The sequence below is a fragment of the Sporosarcina koreensis genome (assembly GCF_000826145.2).
GTDB lineage: Bacteria > Bacillota > Bacilli > Bacillales_A > Planococcaceae > Sporosarcina > Sporosarcina trichiuri.
In genome coordinates this window covers 527,318-542,510 of record NZ_LN651337.1, presented here as the reverse complement: position 1 = coordinate 542,510, position 15,193 = coordinate 527,318, and the positions used below count along the sequence as shown (strand labels likewise).

The 15,193-nt window shown below is 54.2% G+C and carries 18 protein-coding genes; 1 reads left to right on the top strand and 17 read right to left on the bottom strand.

The genetic code is table 11. From position 1 onward, the window contains the following. Positions 1-41: 41 nt before the first annotated feature. Both BN1190_RS08370 and BN1190_RS08365 read right to left on the bottom strand, forming a co-directional pair. Positions 42-374: a YolD-like family protein gene (locus tag BN1190_RS08370; RefSeq protein ID WP_040286480.1), complete on the bottom strand. Its 333-nt coding sequence runs from the start codon at positions 372-374 to the stop codon at positions 42-44. A 34-nt stretch (positions 375-408) separates the two neighbouring features. After that, positions 409-1,665 (bottom strand): DNA polymerase thumb domain-containing protein, encoded by a 1,257-nt coding sequence (locus tag BN1190_RS08365; protein ID WP_040286479.1) that lies wholly within the window; start codon positions 1,663-1,665, stop codon positions 409-411. A 328-nt stretch (positions 1,666-1,993) separates the two neighbouring features. Between BN1190_RS08365 and BN1190_RS08360 the strand changes: the two genes are divergently transcribed. After that, positions 1,994-3,232, top strand: a complete 1,239-nt coding sequence (locus BN1190_RS08360) for a dicarboxylate/amino acid:cation symporter (RefSeq protein WP_052461767.1) — start codon at positions 1,994-1,996, stop codon at positions 3,230-3,232. 175 nt (positions 3,233-3,407) lie between these two features. Here BN1190_RS08360 and BN1190_RS08355 read toward each other — a convergent pair whose 3' ends face one another. The 15 genes from BN1190_RS08355 to BN1190_RS08290 form a co-directional block, all read right to left on the bottom strand. Beyond that, positions 3,408-3,659 carry a hypothetical protein gene (locus BN1190_RS08355; RefSeq protein ID WP_040286478.1) on the bottom strand — a complete coding sequence of 84 codons (252 nt, stop codon included), beginning with the start codon at positions 3,657-3,659 and terminating at the stop codon, positions 3,408-3,410. A gap of 22 nt (positions 3,660-3,681) precedes the next feature. Further along, on the bottom strand, positions 3,682-4,068 hold the full coding sequence (locus BN1190_RS08350) for a hypothetical protein (protein ID WP_040286477.1): 387 nt from the start codon (positions 4,066-4,068) through the stop codon (positions 3,682-3,684). A 378-nt stretch (positions 4,069-4,446) separates the two neighbouring features. Further along, on the bottom strand, positions 4,447-5,292 hold the full coding sequence (locus BN1190_RS08345; RefSeq protein ID WP_040286476.1) for a GNAT family N-acetyltransferase: 846 nt from the start codon (positions 5,290-5,292) through the stop codon (positions 4,447-4,449). Between the two features lie 71 nt (positions 5,293-5,363). Further along, positions 5,364-7,409 carry an ABC transporter permease subunit gene (locus tag BN1190_RS08340; protein WP_144036082.1) on the bottom strand — a complete coding sequence of 682 codons (2,046 nt, stop codon included), beginning with the start codon at positions 7,407-7,409 and terminating at the stop codon, positions 5,364-5,366. A 5-nt stretch (positions 7,410-7,414) separates the two neighbouring features. Next, positions 7,415-7,909: a hypothetical protein gene (locus BN1190_RS08335; RefSeq protein ID WP_144036081.1), complete on the bottom strand. Its 495-nt coding sequence runs from the start codon at positions 7,907-7,909 to the stop codon at positions 7,415-7,417. 24 nt (positions 7,910-7,933) lie between these two features. Continuing rightward, a complete protein-coding gene (locus BN1190_RS08330) occupies positions 7,934-8,788 on the bottom strand; it encodes an ABC transporter ATP-binding protein (protein ID WP_244898704.1) in 855 nt (284 codons plus the stop codon). Between the two features lie 150 nt (positions 8,789-8,938). Beyond that, the gene (locus BN1190_RS08325) at positions 8,939-9,556 is read right to left on the bottom strand and encodes an HAD family hydrolase (RefSeq protein WP_040286473.1); all 618 of its coding nucleotides are present in this window, start codon (positions 9,554-9,556) and stop codon (positions 8,939-8,941) included. 34 nt (positions 9,557-9,590) lie between these two features. Next, positions 9,591-10,049, bottom strand: coding sequence for a GNAT family N-acetyltransferase (locus BN1190_RS08320; protein WP_040286472.1), 459 nt, complete (start codon positions 10,047-10,049; stop codon positions 9,591-9,593). A gap of 30 nt (positions 10,050-10,079) precedes the next feature. Then, positions 10,080-11,045: an NAD(P)H-dependent flavin oxidoreductase gene (locus BN1190_RS08315; protein ID WP_040286471.1), complete on the bottom strand. Its 966-nt coding sequence runs from the start codon at positions 11,043-11,045 to the stop codon at positions 10,080-10,082. A 39-nt stretch (positions 11,046-11,084) separates the two neighbouring features. Beyond that, on the bottom strand, positions 11,085-11,633 hold the full coding sequence (locus BN1190_RS08310; protein ID WP_082023318.1) for a short-chain dehydrogenase: 549 nt from the start codon (positions 11,631-11,633) through the stop codon (positions 11,085-11,087). A 229-nt stretch (positions 11,634-11,862) separates the two neighbouring features. Further along, positions 11,863-11,973: a putative holin-like toxin gene (locus BN1190_RS15235; protein ID WP_244898703.1), complete on the bottom strand. Its 111-nt coding sequence runs from the start codon at positions 11,971-11,973 to the stop codon at positions 11,863-11,865. A 265-nt stretch (positions 11,974-12,238) separates the two neighbouring features. After that, entirely contained in the window at positions 12,239-12,820 is a 582-nt protein-coding gene (locus BN1190_RS08305; protein ID WP_040286470.1) for a dienelactone hydrolase family protein, read from the bottom strand. Positions 12,821-12,868: 48 nt separating this feature from the next. Next, positions 12,869-13,312: an NUDIX hydrolase gene (locus BN1190_RS08300; RefSeq protein WP_040286469.1), complete on the bottom strand. Its 444-nt coding sequence runs from the start codon at positions 13,310-13,312 to the stop codon at positions 12,869-12,871. A gap of 82 nt (positions 13,313-13,394) precedes the next feature. Then, entirely contained in the window at positions 13,395-14,117 is a 723-nt protein-coding gene (locus BN1190_RS08295; protein ID WP_244898702.1) for a class I SAM-dependent methyltransferase, read from the bottom strand. 21 nt (positions 14,118-14,138) lie between these two features. Beyond that, positions 14,139-15,170 (bottom strand): S66 family peptidase, encoded by a 1,032-nt coding sequence (locus BN1190_RS08290; RefSeq protein WP_040286467.1) that lies wholly within the window; start codon positions 15,168-15,170, stop codon positions 14,139-14,141. Positions 15,171-15,193: the final 23 nt, after the last annotated feature.

Sequence of the window (15,193 nt, the reverse complement as noted above, 5' to 3'; positions counted from 1 at the left end):
TTAGCAGATAGATCCGCAGCCCGGATAGTCTTTCTTTCGAATTATCCGATTTTGAAAACAGTTTCGATGTCACACAGTGAAATGATGCATGCTTTCCCTTCCGCCGTCACTCCCCGCAGGCGGCTCCGTTCAGGTTCCAGGCAATGCACATGGAGTTCCTCTGTCTGCGGCCGGCCTGTCTGCCAGTGGGTCAGGACGACCAGTTCGTTCGTCTCCATCGCTTCCGCCAGCAGATAATTCCATTCTTCCAGCTGCTGTTCGTCAGGCTCGGTCCGCATCCGCATCGTATCTTCCGCCTGCCAGGCGCGCAGGCGCTCGACATGTTCCGGTAGCATGAGTGCCGTCCATTTGATCTTTCCGCGATCTCTCAGCATGATGATCCCTCCTTCCGTCCATCTCCTCGTGTACTTATTTCACATGGCCGCCGATCAAGCCCGCCCGGCGGCGCGCCGTGCCGGCATCGGTATACGACACAGCACGCAGCACGGCGGCCGAACCATACTTGCCGCGCAATTCATCGACCGTCTCCCCGAGTTTCCGTTTCCGCCATTTGCCGGTGTCGAACAGGCTCAGCTGCATGGCGTGCTCATCGATCAGATTGCCCAGGCTGATCGACAGCTGGCGGACCGGGCGCCCGTCGTGGAACGTATCGAACAGTTCCGTGCAGACGGCGTAGATCTTCATCGTGTCGTTCGTCTCTTCCGCAATCGACTTCGACCGGCTGAAACCGCCGCCGAGCGCATTTTTGGAGTAGCCGACGGACAGCTGGACCGTGCGCCCTGCACGGCGGGCGGTGCGGGCTCGCATCGCCACGTCCTCGCACATCTCCAGCAGGACTGCGAGTACATCTTCCCGGCGGTTGTAGTCCCGGAACAGGATCTGGCCTTTTCCGTAACTCACCTGCCCTTCGATGAGCGGTGCGCCGAGGTCGGACAGGTCAATGCCGTGCGCATGGTGGTACAGCTGATTGCCCATGACGCCGAACTTGTCTTCGAGTGCCTCGAGCGGCGCATGTGCAAGATCGCCGACCGAATAGATGCCCATGCCGTTCAGCGTCTTTTCGAGCCGTCTGCCGATCCCCCACATTTCGCTTAAAGGGGAAACCGGCCAAAGCTTCTCCGGCACATCGTCGTATCCCCAGCGGGCAAATCCCGTCTTTTTCGCTTCCAGGTCGAGTGCCAGTTTTGCCAGCAGCATGTTCGGCCCCATCCCGCAGGCGGAGGGCAGCTGGAATTGGCGCAGCAGATCATCCTGGATACGGGCGACCGTTTCACGCGGCGGTCCCCACAGCCGCTCGGTCCCGTCCAGATCGACGAAACACTCGTCGATACTGTAAACGTGGATCGCCTCTTTCGGTACGTACTGATTCAGCAGATGGGCGATTTCCATCGAAACGGATATGTAAAATTCCATGGATGGCTCGATCAGCCGGATCGCCGGATCATCAGGAATCTCGAACAGCCGCATGCCGGTCTTGATGCCGAACCGCTTTTTCAGCGGTGGCGAGGCGGCAAGTACGACGCCTCCTTTGCGCTCCTTGTTGCCGATGATCGCAATCGGCGTCTCCATGACATCGAGTCCTTCGAGGGCCGCTGCACAGCTTGCGTAGAAGCTCCTCATATCCAGGCAGATGATCGTCCGTTCAGGCAGTTGGTTCATGTTCATTCCCCTCCTAGAACATCTGTTCCCATAGTATAAAGCGCACAAACCCATCCGGCAACGGCCATTCTTTTCCAGTTCTTGTGAGACGTTGAGACTCCGGCCTAAAATCGCTGAAAATCTTTTCAGGATATCCGCCGCTGGTATGGAATTTCCGGTTCGGCAGGCTGGTTTTACTGAATCAGCCGTCAGCAGAGAACAGCAGCTGTCCTGCACCAGAAGAACCGGTTCCTTGGGTATACCGTTAGAAGAATCAAAGAAATTGACCAGTTATCGCCAATCGCGGTACACTTCGATAGATACGCATTCATTACATACAGATAGGAGCAAGTCCATGTTGAAGAAATTATGGCGCGGCTACCGTGACAGTTCATTTGTCCTTAAGATGACTGTCGGGTTCGGCGCCGGAATTATAAGCGGACTGCTGTTCCGCGAAAAAATGGCGGTCTTCCAGCCGCTTGGCACACTGCTCATCAATCTGCTGAGCCTGGTCGCCATCCCGGTCATCTTCCTGACAGTCGTGCTCGCAGTCGATCAGATGAGCATCAGACAGCTCGGACGGATCGGCTGGAAACTCGTACTCTATTACGCGGCCACGACGGCAGCCGCCGTCGGAATCGGAGTCGGGCTCGCCCTGCTGTTCCAGCCGGGGAAACATCTGACCCTGCCGAATACGATGGTCGATACACCGGCAGCGCCGAATTTCTCGGATGTGCTGTTCCAGCTCGTGCCGTCCAATATGTTCGAAGCGTTCTCGGGCGGCAACGTCATGGGCATCATCTTCCTGGCCGTCATCATCGGTCTCGCCATATCGGCGATGAAATTCGCCGAAGAGCCGGAGATGCGGCGGAACGGCGAGCTGCTCGACCGGGTGATTGTCGCGCTGAAAGAGATGTTCTCGAAACTGCTGACAGGCGTGCTGCTGTACGCACCGATCGGCGTGTTCGCGATCAGCGCGACCGCATTCGGCAGCCAGGGCGGTGCCACATTCAAATCGCTTCTGGCATTCACGGCCGTCTTCTACCTCGGCATCACACTGCTGTGGCTGCTCGTCTATACGAGCTTCCTCCGGCTGTCGGGAAACTCGGTCATCGACTTCTTCAAGTCGACGAAGGAAGCCTACACGACGGCATTCTTCACATCGAGCAGTATCGCCTCACTTCCGGTGGCCATCAAAGCCGCACAGAAAGCGGGCGTGTCGGAAAAGACCGCGAACTTCGCCCTCCCTCTCGGTGCTGTCTTCAATTCGGATGGCGGTGCGCTGCGCATGGGGGTCTCCATCGTCTTCGCGGCCAATATCACCAACCTGGAACTATCGGTGTCGAGCTTCTTCGTCATCGTCATCGTCGGCACTCTGCTGTCGATCGGGACGGCGGGCGTACCGGCGGCCGGTCTCGTCACCCTGGCCGCCGTCCTCACGATGTTCGGCCTGCCGCTTGAAATCGTCGCCCTCATTGCAGGCGTCGATGCGATCATCGGCATGGGCGGCACGGCGTCCAACGTCACCGGCGACCTCGTCGGCGCCGCGGTCGTCGACAAGTCCGAGCGGAAACGGGCTGTGACAGAATCATAAATAGGGAAAAGCCCGCAGTCCGGGAAGGACGCGGGCGTGAAGGGAGAACGTACAGATGATCGGTCTGTGCGTTTTTTTGTTTGGGTTATTTTGAGAGTGAAACTACCTTTTTTTTCTTTGCAAACACATCCGATTACCGAAGAGTCTGCTGTTACAAAGTACTATTCAACTCCATTCATAGATCTCCCTGATTAATCATTTCAACGACTTCCTCTGTTGTATATATTTTTCCGTGCAAAATATCCATTTTGGCTTGAAGCAATTTTTGTTTCAGATCCGGGTCGGCTTCTACATCTTCAACGACCGTTGATTCAGGTTTTTCAATTAAAGAAAGGTAAAATTTTTCCCCTTCAATTTCCACAACTGATTTATCATCGGCGATAGTTTCCTCCAACGATTCTGCCATGTGACCTTCAATCTTCTTCATTGTAAATTCCTCCTTGTAGGAATTACCGGTCAACAACTAAAAGTCTATTATCTTTTATGGTGTAGGTACCATGTTTCCTTGAAAGCACAACGGTTTTGACGGCATGTTTTTCATTAGCAAATACTAATAAAAAACGGTCGTCTAGTAAATCAATTCCACCATTGTCCCCTTTAAATTCAATATTCATTAAATCCTCAATTGATTCATCTGTTGTATAAGGTCCAAATAGACTGACTTGAGTCCATTTAAAGTTGGTTAGCCTTGTTAAATCAATTTGTGTTTCTCCCTTTTTTAAAAGGGAGTCAATTTCTTTAGCTAAACCCGTATCTTGACCAGCTCGATTTTCCAATAAATTAACAGCTAAACCTATAATGACAATAAAAGAAACAATATAAACTATTCTTTTCATAAGCCCCTATCCCCCCTATCACCTGAATTTTACATACCTTATTTCAAAAGACGCCAGGTAGAGAGTGTAAGATTCCCAAAGCTAAATTTTTTAGGGGTATTTGGAAGCCTTGTTGCACTATGACCCTTTTGTGGAACAACTTGTATCTATTCACCAAGACAAAAAAGTAACCACTCTCCGCTGACCGGCAAGTTAGCAGGGTAGTTACTTTTCTTGAAAACACCGTGGAAATGGGCCGATCGCACGTCTTGCGGATGTCAGCTGTATGGACTGGGTGTTCGCGCACGCGGTCTTTCTTCGTATATGCTCAGGTTACCACAGTCATACAAAACGTACACGCATTCACCGAGATAATGCTGAGCTCAGATTTTATGAACTTCACTCAAACACCAAATGTACGGAATCCGCTATAAACCGGTAGCCGATCTCCTGGTAGATCTTGTTCGACGTGGGATTCGCCATGTCCGTGTACAGGATGCAGAAGTCGTAGTCTTTCAGCAGTTCCGCGGAACCGGCGGTGACCATGGTGCGGCCGTAGCCTTTCCGGCGTTCTTCTTCCGGCGTGTAGACGAATGATACGGTCACACCGTGCACGGTCGGACGCGCCTTTTTCATGACCGAGACGATGCGGCCGCCGTCTTCCCATAGGAACACTTCTCGTTTCCCTATGAATCGGGCGGTTTTTTCACGGATGGTGTCCGCGGAAGACGGTGGCAGTCCGCAGTCTTTTTCGAACGCAGCGAACCAGTCTTCGATCAGCGGGCTGTCCGCTTCCTCTGCATACCGGAACTGGCCGGGGCTTGCGGATAGACCGGAGACGACTTCATCCAGCCGATAGATCCCCTGGTCCATCGCCTCCCGGATGGATTGCCCTGTTACGGCGGCCCATTTTCCGGCAAGCGGCTTGACATGGTGTTTCCGGCCGATAATTCCTGTCGGCCGGACATCATGCGCCGTCAAACCTTGGACAATTGTATCCAGCACCGTCCCTGCGCGCGACTCCTCGATCAGCACGACATTGAGCGGATGCGGCGGCGTCATCAGAAGCAAGGCGAGCGGCCGTCCGTCTTCTTCCACCGCTGCCAGAAAGAACTCTTCATAGGTGCCTCCCTGAATCGCGTGGAGAACCCCCTGCATTAGGCTGAGACTGTCCTCGTGCTGCTGCAGGAAGGGTACCGCTTTCTTTGCGAATTCTTCCGGCTTCTCATATACGATCCATTCCATCGGTGTTCCCTCCTGACTGCCAAATTACGTAATTATTACTTCCTTCCGCCATCTTAGTTCCAATTTCGCCCTCATGATCCATTGTAAGAAGTCTGTTTCTGGCCGGCCGTCCGACCTTTCAGGGATAGCACGGCATATAGGACAATAACCATCAGGCCGGCCCATATGAGCAGGATGGCACTTCCCGTGTAGACACTGACGGACGGATTGTTCAGCAGCGTCGCCGTCTCTCCATTCAGGATTTTCGGCAGATCCAGATACAGGAAAGGCGAGTACGGGGCAAGCGCCTTCCATTGCCCGCTCAGCAGGCTGCCTCCGACTGCCAACAAGGCCGTGAGTAAATAGACCGCGAACGGCTGCCGGATAACCAGGCCGAGACTGTTCGTCAGTGCCACCAGGAACAGGGTGATGCACACATAGAGCAGCAGCGCCTGCAGCAGATAATCCCCAAGCGGGATGAACCCATACCCGCCTTCGAATGCGCGCAGCCCCGTGAAGTCGAATGACTGCACTTCCTGTTTGGTGTGATACTGCAGCACCGGATACATCCAGTCCCCGAACCGGTTGAAGACCGCGCCGATCACCATGGTGAAGAGGAACACGCCCGCAGCGCTGAGGACGGAAACCACCGACGCATTCACCACTTTCCCGAGGAACAGGGAGCGGCGCGTGAGGGGCAGTGTCGACAGCAGCCGCAGCGTCGGCCGCTTGCCGCGTTCCGTCGCGAGACCCGCTCCTGTCAGGTAAAGAAGAAGCACCAGCGGAATGACGAACAGATAGTCGCGGAAGACGCTATACAGCACGAACAGCCCGCTGTGATCGGCTTCCCGGTTCCCCTTTTCAAACAACACTTGTTCATTGCGGTCTTCAGGTTTCCAGCGGTCATGGATATTCGGGATGTAGCCGCCTAAGAACACCGGGCGGACGTCATGCTGCTGCATCCATTCCGTCCGTGCGATGACGGCTTCATAGCCGAAATACGTCAGCGCCCCTTCCATGGATTCTTGCGACTCTTTATACTCCTCGAACCAGCGCTCAACATACAGGCGGTGCGTATACACAGGTCCCCAATCGCCTTTCCCAAAAGCGATGGCAGACTGATCAGCGAGTTCGGCCTCTTCCTGTGCTTTCTCGATCATCTGCTCGAACATCGGGATGTTGTGGGCATAGTTGGCTTCTCCGTCCTCGCCCTTTTCGTTCGCCTGTTCAATGAGCTCTTCGTACCTTCGGATCTCCTCCTCGAAATACGGAACGATTTCCGTCTCTGTACTCGCTTTCGTCCCCGCCAGTTCCTCGAGCGCCCGGCTCTCTTTCTCCTCCGACTGGTGCGCAAGGAGGAAATAGCCGACAGCCGCTCCAGCCAGCAGGACCAGAAGGCATTGGACGAGAAGCCCCTGCCGTCTGACTTTGCGCCACTCGAACAGGAGGCTTGTGACAATGCGACCCGCGTGACGCACCTTCCCCTGATGATACGGCTTTACATCCTGCGCGGCCCTGGACAGACCCCGGTTCCCTTCCCGCAGCCAGACGGCCGCCAAAAACAGGGCGGCACTCCACAGGACGGCAAAAATTGCATACAGCCCGATTGGATGGTCAGACGGGACGGCCAATACATCAGATGCCCGGAAGAGCTGGAAAGGATTCCAAGGGTGCTGCAGAAAACGGGACGTCCCGGTCAGCACAAACCCGATCATCGAAAGGAGCCCTGTCAGCAGGATGGCGGTGAATGAGCTGCGCAGCTGGGTGCCGAGCAAAAGCAGCAGCGCAAACAGGACGGCCGCCGATCCGATGAACAGGACGGCATGCTCGAACAGCAGCTGCCAGACCGGGAGGATGGCAAACGAGGATGCCGACTGCAGCACAACCGGATACGACCAGTCCTTGAAGGTTTCACCGAAAACGGACGGTGCTGCCCAGCTGCTGCCGGCGACAAGGAACACAAATACACCGGTCACTGCCAGCAGGATGACGTATTTGGCGGTCAGCAGTGCGCCTCGTCGGATCGGCTGCGTACGGAGCGTCGACAGGGTGTGCTGCTCCTTTTCCGCAGTGTAGAGACTGCCAAAAAGCACAAGCAGCAGCAACAGTCCCGCCGGTCCAAGAAGAGTTCTTTTCACCTGGTTCAGCAGCAGTCGGGTGAGACCGGGTAGGTTTCGTTGGCCTCCGGCAGCTGCCGCTCCATTAAAACCGCATTCCGCGCGATAGCGATCTCCCTGTCGATCCCTTTCAGTTCGGTGTAGGTGCCGCCCGCCTCTTCATAGGCGGACAAGCCCGTCAAAAAGTCCTGTTCGATCGGCGGGATGTCGTTCCAGCGATTCTCGTAGATCGCACTCCGCCACTGGAAGATGGCGGTTGCCATCTTGTTCAGGCTGTCGAACTGATGCTGCTGTTCCATAGACAGCTGATTCTCCCGCTCAAGCGGCAGAAGGCTGGCATATAATTGATCGGCCTCGACCGCGAGCGATTCCACCTGGTCGATCGCCTCTTTCACCCGCAAGTCCTGATTCAGCAGGTTCTGGTAGAACAGCCAGCCGACAATGACCACCACGGAAACCAGCAGCCAGATGAGCTTATGCTGGCGGATGAGTTTCTTCAGCTCAAACTTCAGCAGGCGCATCGGCTTTTGCCCCTCCCCCGAAGATCATCCGGTAACGCTCTTCGGAACCGGAGATGTTCTTGTCGATGTCCTGGATGGTGACCCCTGTTGTGTCAGTTCCTGCAGTACCCGGTCCAGCGTACACGCCTTCTCCAGGAAGCGCAGCTTTCCATCCGCCTGCTCAAACGGGATTCCGGCGGTCTCAAGTGTCTGAAGTGCTTTTTCAAGCGGGAGCGCCGTGATCTGATAGCGGATCTGTTCGAACGCCGCCAGATCTTCCTGGATGAGTTCCCCGTTTTTCAGGAACAGGATCGCAGACGTCACCCTGTCGATCTCCGCCAGATTGTGGGACGACAGCAGGATCGTGGTCCCTTCCGCCCGCAGGGACAGCAGCAGCTCCCGCACCCGGATGGCACTGGTCGGATCGAGGCCGTTGAGCGGTTCATCCAGAATGAGCAACTTCGGCTGATTGACGATCGCCATGGCGAGCAGCAGATGCTGTTTCATGCCAAGGGAATAGTTTTTCACTTTCTTCCGCAGGTAGCTCGTGATGCCGATGCGTTCTGCTGCGGCCAGCAATTGGTCCTCAGAAAGCCCCTGCACCTCGCAGATGAACTGCAGATGGTCATAACCGGTCCAATAGTCATACAGCACGATATTGTCCTGCATGAAGGACACATGGCGGAACATTTTCGTATCTTTGTTGCTGCTGCCGAGAACGGTGACGGTGCCCGTGTCTGCCGGCAGCAGATTCGCAATGATGTTGAGCAAGGTCGATTTCCCGGAACCATTCGGTCCGACAAGCGCCGTGATCTGCGCTTCCGCCAATTCAAACGAGACGCCTTTCAGCACGGGGTCTTTGCCGTACGATTTGGTGACATCCCGGACAGATAAAATCATTGTCATCCCCCTGTACTGACAAATGCAGACTATCCCCCAGTCATTTATGAAGTTAGAATAGTCGCACTTTCGTTTTTGCCAGTATATCACAACCATCTGCCAAGAAGACCGAAGACCGGAAAAGAATCCCTGGGAGACCAACTAGTTCCTTCAGAGAAGTGACAGGACATCTTCCGGCTGCCGAAGGATGAAATCCGCAGTCTCAAATTGCCCGGCGTCCTGCGCTCCCCACAAGGCGAGTGCAAACTGGACACGTGCGCTCTGGGCGCACTGCATGTCGTAGATGGAGTCACCGATATAGATCGCTTCGTCATGGGTGACTCCGAGTTTGTCAAGACAGAGCAGGAGCGGATCCGGGCATGGTTTGTGCAATTGTGTATCGCTTGCCGAGACAATTGCATCGAAATGATGGCTCAGCCCGAACGGATCGAATTCATCCGTCACTTCCCGGCGCGTTTTGGAGGTGACAATCCCTAAACGCAGCGGACTTTCCGCCAACTGCTCGATCACTTCCTGTGCCCCTGCAAACAAGGTGACATCATCCGCGTACGCCAATACGGCATCCGACCAGTCCGCCTGCACCCGCTCACTGTCCTCGATGCCGAGCCGAGCCAGCGTTTCTTTGCCCGGAATACCGAGCGCAAACCGCAAGTCTTCCTGCTCATAGGACAATCCTTCCTCTTTCAATACGTGCTGGAGGGATTGTAAGATGGACTGCTCCGTATCGATCAATGTGCCGTCTACGTCGAATATCACTGCTTTGTACATTTGGCAGCCTCCTCGAATTTCAAATACTTAACTTTCACAGATCCTGTGACAGCCGGATCATGTCCCGGCTGTGGATCCCGTTCTCCATGATATTCTCCGGATAATGCCGGAGAAAAAAATCCAGATCGACACCCGTGATACGGAATTCGCATTTCTGATAGAGTGCGAGCTGCGCGATGCTCGAATTGCCGGTACCGACGTCAATCGTCTTGAAACCTCTCTCTGCCGCTTCCCTGATCGCATCGAGCACCAGCTGCTTGCCGATCCCCCTGCCATGCAAGTCTTCCGCTACCGCCACATTCACGAGTTCCACGGTCTCCGGACGGGTCGGCAGCAGGACATAGACACCGACCGGCTGCTGATCCCGTTCAGCGATGAAACAAGAACCCCGGCTGACATAGTCTTCGATGATCTGGCGGGACGGATCGGCGAGCAGGAGGAGATCCATTGGCGGTGTTTCATTAGTTCTTAGTTCTCTGATAATGACTTTCATGGTCGAAACTCCTGTCACTTTATTGATCCATCAAATCTCTGCAATTCCTTTCAGCCGCGCCAGTCCCTCCTCCGCGGTCCTGTTCATCCCGTCGAACAGCTCCTGCACAGCCGGTACATCGTCGATCAGTCCGATTACCTGGCCGCCCCAGCCGAATCCTGCGGAGTCATCTCCGTCGTAGATATAGTTCCGGTTCGCTTCCCCGCTGATCGAATCTTTCAGGTCCTCGTAACCGGCGCCTTCCTCTTCATGCGAGAGGATCTGTTCCGAAAAGGGAGTTTTCAGTACGCGGCCCGGCGCGCCAAGGCTCCGTTTGATGATGACGGTATCCGTCTCGGCACCCTGTACGATCGCCTCCTTGTAGGCTTCGTGCGCATGGACACATTCTTTCGTCGCAATGAACCGCGTCCCCATTTCGATGCCTTCCGCACCGAGGGCCAGTGCTGCCAGCAGCCCGCGTCCGTCGCCGATCCCGCCACTCGCTAGAACCGGGATGGACACCGCATCGACAACACGTGGTGTCAGTACGATGGTACCGATGTCCTCCCTACCGATATGGCCGCCGCCTTCCTGGCCGACCGCCATCACGATATCGGCGCCGAGCTGTTCGGCTTTTACGGCCTGCCGGACACCGGACACGAGCACGAGGGTTTTGATCGGTTCGCCCTGCAGCCGCTCGAACACAGGCTTCGGGTTGCCGCCGGTGATCGAAATGGCAGGCACTTTTTCTTCGATGGCCACTTCGAGCAGTTCTTCGTAGTTGCCGTCATGCCGGGCGATGGCAAAGTTGACGGCGAACGGCTGATCCGTCAGCGTCCGCACTTTCCGGATCTCTTCACGCAGCCGGTCGGGTGTCCGCAGCGTAGCCGCTGTGATCTGCCCAAGGCCCCCCGCGTTCGACACGGCCGCCGCCAGTTCCGCGTAGGCCAGATACGCCAGGCCGCCCTGAATGATGGGATAGCGGATTTTTAAAATTTCAGTCACTCGTGTTTTCAATGGCCCTACACACCTTTCCTCAATAAAACCTTCAAACGATTACAGTTGGTCTTCCCAAGGTCCAAGTTGTCCAATGGTGGTCAATTCTGCTTTATGCGCAATTGCCTTCAGCACGCCCTGAGAAATCTCTTGATGGGTCAGCCATCTCGAGACACCGTTCTCTCGAATAGAACCAAGCTGTATTTGCGAGTAGCGACAATCAGCGGGCACATCCAAATCCCGTCTGAGCGCTTCGGCATCTGTCCCGCTGCTGATAACATGAAAGAGTTTCCATGGCCCGGGAGTCTCAGAAATGGTACGGATCAGTAAGGGCAGAGCTTCAGAGGCCTCTGAATGGATCCAGGCAACAGCCATCTCGATAGGACCGTTCCTCTGGATCGACTCTCTTATTTTTTCTTGCAGTCCCGAACTGTTACGATAATCTGCGAAGAGTGGGGTGACTTTTCCGGGGCCCTCCAAACTTTCCAACAAGGCATCCATGGGAGCGGCGTTTCTGGCCAATACCGAAACATGATAGCCGTCAGCCGCCAGCTGTCGTGAGACGCCCGCCAGCATGCCGGTCCCCCCGACAACAAGTGCGTGTTTCAACAGGCAGCCCCCCCTTCGTTGCGATACGTGCTAATCAATATCTCCCTACTTAATGTCACGTGTGAAATACGTTTACATGTGGTATACTATGCATATACTGAAAAAGACCGAGTGCTGAGAACACCCGGTCGATGCAGCTGACATCCGCATGAAGTGCGGTTGGCCAGTGAAAAACATAAGGTGTTACAAAGAGTAACCACTCAGCTTTCTGGTCGTTAGCGGAGGGTGGTTACTTTTTTCTGTTGATGAATAGAGCAATTAATGCAACAATAGCTGTCACCATTGCCGCAAGGAACATTCCAAATTGGAACAGCATGTTCATTGCATCGTATGTCACCATATGAACACCCCCTTTCTCAAGGGAGTGCCAACCGCCCATCCGCTATATGCAGCTGCTCCTTCTATTCTAACATTTCTGAATGAAGGAAGACAGGTATGTCGCATGTTATAAAAAGATTCATTAACAAGCGGTATATTACAGTATTCTCAGCTTGTTAAACTGATTCTTCATGAAAGTAATGCAGCCGTATTATTCTTTAAACACCATCATATTGGCCTAGTATCCGCCAATATCGCCACCTCAAATTCCCCTTTTTGATATCTCCTCACTCATCAATTCGCTTTAAAAATGAAAGCATCCGTTCAACCATCTGCGCTGTCGCATCAGCATCATATCCAGGCTGGCTGTTGTCTGCGAAAAAGTGCTGGTCTCCCGGATAGAGGAACAGTTCACCGCTGTCCGAAGCCTCCGTGATCTCCTGGGCTGCTTCAAGATCTTCTTCGTCTGCGAAGAAATGATCTCCCTTCGTCCCGTGGACCTGCACGGGGAGCTCGGCTGGCCACGGACTGCCAAACTCCTCGGCAGGTGCGCAAGAAGCGATGAACAAGGCACCTCTCGCATTTGATTTCGTTTGGGCGAGCTGCTGGGCGGCCATCACCCCGAGGGAGTAGCCGGCGTAGACAACAGCCTCTGGCAGACCATCCGCTGCCTGTCCAGCGCGCTCCGTCAGCGTGTCGTATCCGGTTTCTTTCACATAAGCGAACCCTTCGTCAATTGTTTCAAACGTACGACCTTCGAATAGATCCGGCGTGTGTACCGCGTGTCCTGCTTGCTGCAGCTGCTCGGCCAAGTGAAGAATTCCTTCGGTGCGCCCCAATACATGATGAAAAAGTAAAACGTCTGCCATCTCATGACCTCCTCAATTTATTTTGCATTCTGTATATTGTCCCGTTGCTCATTCATCCTCTTCCGTCAGCAATTCCAGCAGCCCGTCGGGAACGATCCGAAGTTCCCCTGACTGAAATTTATGGATGGGGAGACGCCGGACGACGAAAGAGGCCCCGTTGTCTTCAATTCCTTCAAAGGTTTCCGCAGTATTGAAGAATTTGTCGACGAACACACCGTCATAGACACGCACAATCTCGTGTCCTGTCTTCCCGTTGAAGGTAAAGACATTCTCAACGGTACCCAAGTAGGTGAGATCCGTGATAGCCGCATTCAGCTCTTCTCTTATCTCCCGGACAAGGGTCTCTTCACTGGTCTCGCCGAACTCGATACCGCCGCCGATCGGCCGGTAAAAGTGATCGCCCTTGACAGCATCATAACCTTCCGCAACCAGGATGGTGTCCTGCTGGCGGAATATACAGATAGCAATCGGGCGGATGACGCCTTCTTTCATGACCCTTCCCTCCCTTTTTCACTTGGAATGGGTGTAATTAGTTTCTCCGATAAGATCAGCAGCCGAAAATGCTTGCACATACTTATTTGACCGCATGGAAGATGAATGATTTGGTGTACGGATTTGCCTCTTCAAATGACCAGTCATGGTATGCCTGGAAGGATGCGAAACCGGCAGCCTGCAGACTCTCTGCAATCACATCATAGCTGCGAAAACGGAGCTGCATTTTTTCACGCACCAGCACGGTGTCCGTCCGCGCATTGACGACCGTTTCATAGAACGAATAGACATTCCCCTTGAATCCTTCATAGTCTGTCCAGATCAAAAGAGGCTCCCCGTTCTGGTCATCTATGGCATGGTCGGGAGTGTCGTCTTTCTCCCACTGCTCCCATGCTTTGGCTGCTGGATTCCGTGTATCGAAAATCAAATGGCCGCCAGGTTTCAATGCACGATAGACATCGGACAGAACTTGCTGCCAGCTCTCGTCCGTCAAGAACACTTGCGCGACATTTGCCGTCATGATGACCGTGTCGTATGCATCCTCCTCCAGATTGCTGCTGTCTCCGACAATCCACATGACGTCATTTCGATACGCCTTCCCCTTCGCGCATTCAATGGCCTCTTCGTTAGGGTCGATTGCAGTGATTTGGTAGCCTGCTTCCGAAAAATGTGTCGTCAGCCGTCCGGTTCCGCACCCGAGATCCGCAATTTTTTCGGGACTTACTTTCTTGAGCAATTTCATAAAGAATTCATCATCCCTTGCCCATCTGTTCACTTGGTCATATACAATGGGAATCACGTACATACCTTCTTTCTGTCTGCGTTTCTATTTCACAGCGCCTTCAAGGATTGTGAAACTCTTCTCGTTGCAGCCAATTTCCGCCAGCGCCCCATACGGCAGGATGCATTTCGGCTCGGTATGTCCGAAATTCAAGTTATACAGAATCGGCAGGTCTTCCAGGCCATACTCTTTCATGACCGTCCGGATCTCTTCTTTGTATTCATCATAAAATTGTTCGTCCTGCGGTTTACCGAAGAGGATGCCGTTTGCCTGTTGCAGGATTCCCTGGGCGGCATAGTTCCGCAGCCAGTAGCGGATGAGGTCCGGCTTCGGCTTCTCTTCGGATGTCTCGAAGAACAGGATACTGTCTTTCCAGTAGTCCTGATCCGGCCACAGCTCGGTCCCTTTGACGGTCTCCAACACTTCCATGCAGCCGCCGATCAGGCGGCCCTGCACCGTCCCGGTACCCTGCAAGAGCTCGTACCCGTGGTTGTCTTGCATGCGGCGACGTGTGAACTTATTCTCTTCCACCCACTCCAGCCGCTCGCTCGTCCACTGTGCGGCCGGTTCAATCGGACCAATCGGCTGATCCAAGAACAGCGTCTGGTTCACCATTTCGACCGTGTACGGATCCATCTCAATATTTTCGGCAAAGTCGGTCAGGACGGCCGGACCGTAAAATGACGACAGGCTGGCTCTGTGACAGAACAAGTGGGAGATCGTGACATCCGAGTAGCCCATGAAGATTTTCGGGTTATCACGAATCACTTGAAAGTCGATGTACGGGAGCAGGCGGATGCTGTCCTCCCCGCCGATATTCGCGAAGATCCCCTTGATGGTATCGTCACGGAACGCCGTCATCAGATCTTCGGCACGTGCTTCCGGATGCTCATAAAGATAGCTTGCACCTTTCAGACTGTTCGGCATGGGCACGACTTCCAGGCCGAATACCTCCTCCAGCCGTGTCACTCCCTGCTCGTACCGCCAGCGGATCTCCGGCTCGCCGGCACCTCCCCACGAGGGGCTGACCGTGGCAACACGGTCCCCTTTTTGTAATTTATTCGGTTTTTGCAGCATGTTTCTTCACTCCTTTTTAAAAA

Excerpts from the sequence above, each read along its gene's own strand:
- BN1190_RS15235 (WP_244898703.1), bottom strand. The coding sequence starts at position 11,973 with ATGGTGACATACGATGCAATGAACATGCTGTTCCAATTTGGAATGTTC.
- BN1190_RS08295 (WP_244898702.1), bottom strand. The coding sequence starts at position 14,117 with ATGTACGTGATTCCCATTGTATATGACCAAGTGAACAGATGGGCAAGG.
- BN1190_RS08300 (WP_040286469.1), bottom strand. The coding sequence starts at position 13,312 with ATGAAAGAAGGCGTCATCCGCCCGATTGCTATCTGTATATTCCGCCAG.
- BN1190_RS08325 (WP_040286473.1), bottom strand. The coding sequence starts at position 9,556 with ATGTACAAAGCAGTGATATTCGACGTAGACGGCACATTGATCGATACG.
- BN1190_RS08345 (WP_040286476.1), bottom strand. The coding sequence starts at position 5,292 with ATGGAATGGATCGTATATGAGAAGCCGGAAGAATTCGCAAAGAAAGCG.
- BN1190_RS08335 (WP_144036081.1), bottom strand. The coding sequence starts at position 7,909 with ATGCGCCTGCTGAAGTTTGAGCTGAAGAAACTCATCCGCCAGCATAAG.
- BN1190_RS08365 (WP_040286479.1), bottom strand. The coding sequence starts at position 1,665 with ATGAACATGAACCAACTGCCTGAACGGACGATCATCTGCCTGGATATG.
- BN1190_RS08320 (WP_040286472.1), bottom strand. The coding sequence starts at position 10,049 with ATGAAAGTCATTATCAGAGAACTAAGAACTAATGAAACACCGCCAATG.
- BN1190_RS08355 (WP_040286478.1), bottom strand. The coding sequence starts at position 3,659 with ATGAAGAAGATTGAAGGTCACATGGCAGAATCGTTGGAGGAAACTATC.
- BN1190_RS08350 (WP_040286477.1), bottom strand. The coding sequence starts at position 4,068 with ATGAAAAGAATAGTTTATATTGTTTCTTTTATTGTCATTATAGGTTTA.
- BN1190_RS08360 (WP_052461767.1), top strand. The coding sequence starts at position 1,994 with ATGTTGAAGAAATTATGGCGCGGCTACCGTGACAGTTCATTTGTCCTT.
- BN1190_RS08290 (WP_040286467.1), bottom strand. The coding sequence starts at position 15,170 with ATGCTGCAAAAACCGAATAAATTACAAAAAGGGGACCGTGTTGCCACG.
- BN1190_RS08370 (WP_040286480.1), bottom strand. The coding sequence starts at position 374 with ATGCTGAGAGATCGCGGAAAGATCAAATGGACGGCACTCATGCTACCG.
- BN1190_RS08330 (WP_244898704.1), bottom strand. The coding sequence starts at position 8,788 with ATGATTTTATCTGTCCGGGATGTCACCAAATCGTACGGCAAAGACCCC.
- BN1190_RS08305 (WP_040286470.1), bottom strand. The coding sequence starts at position 12,820 with ATGGCAGACGTTTTACTTTTTCATCATGTATTGGGGCGCACCGAAGGA.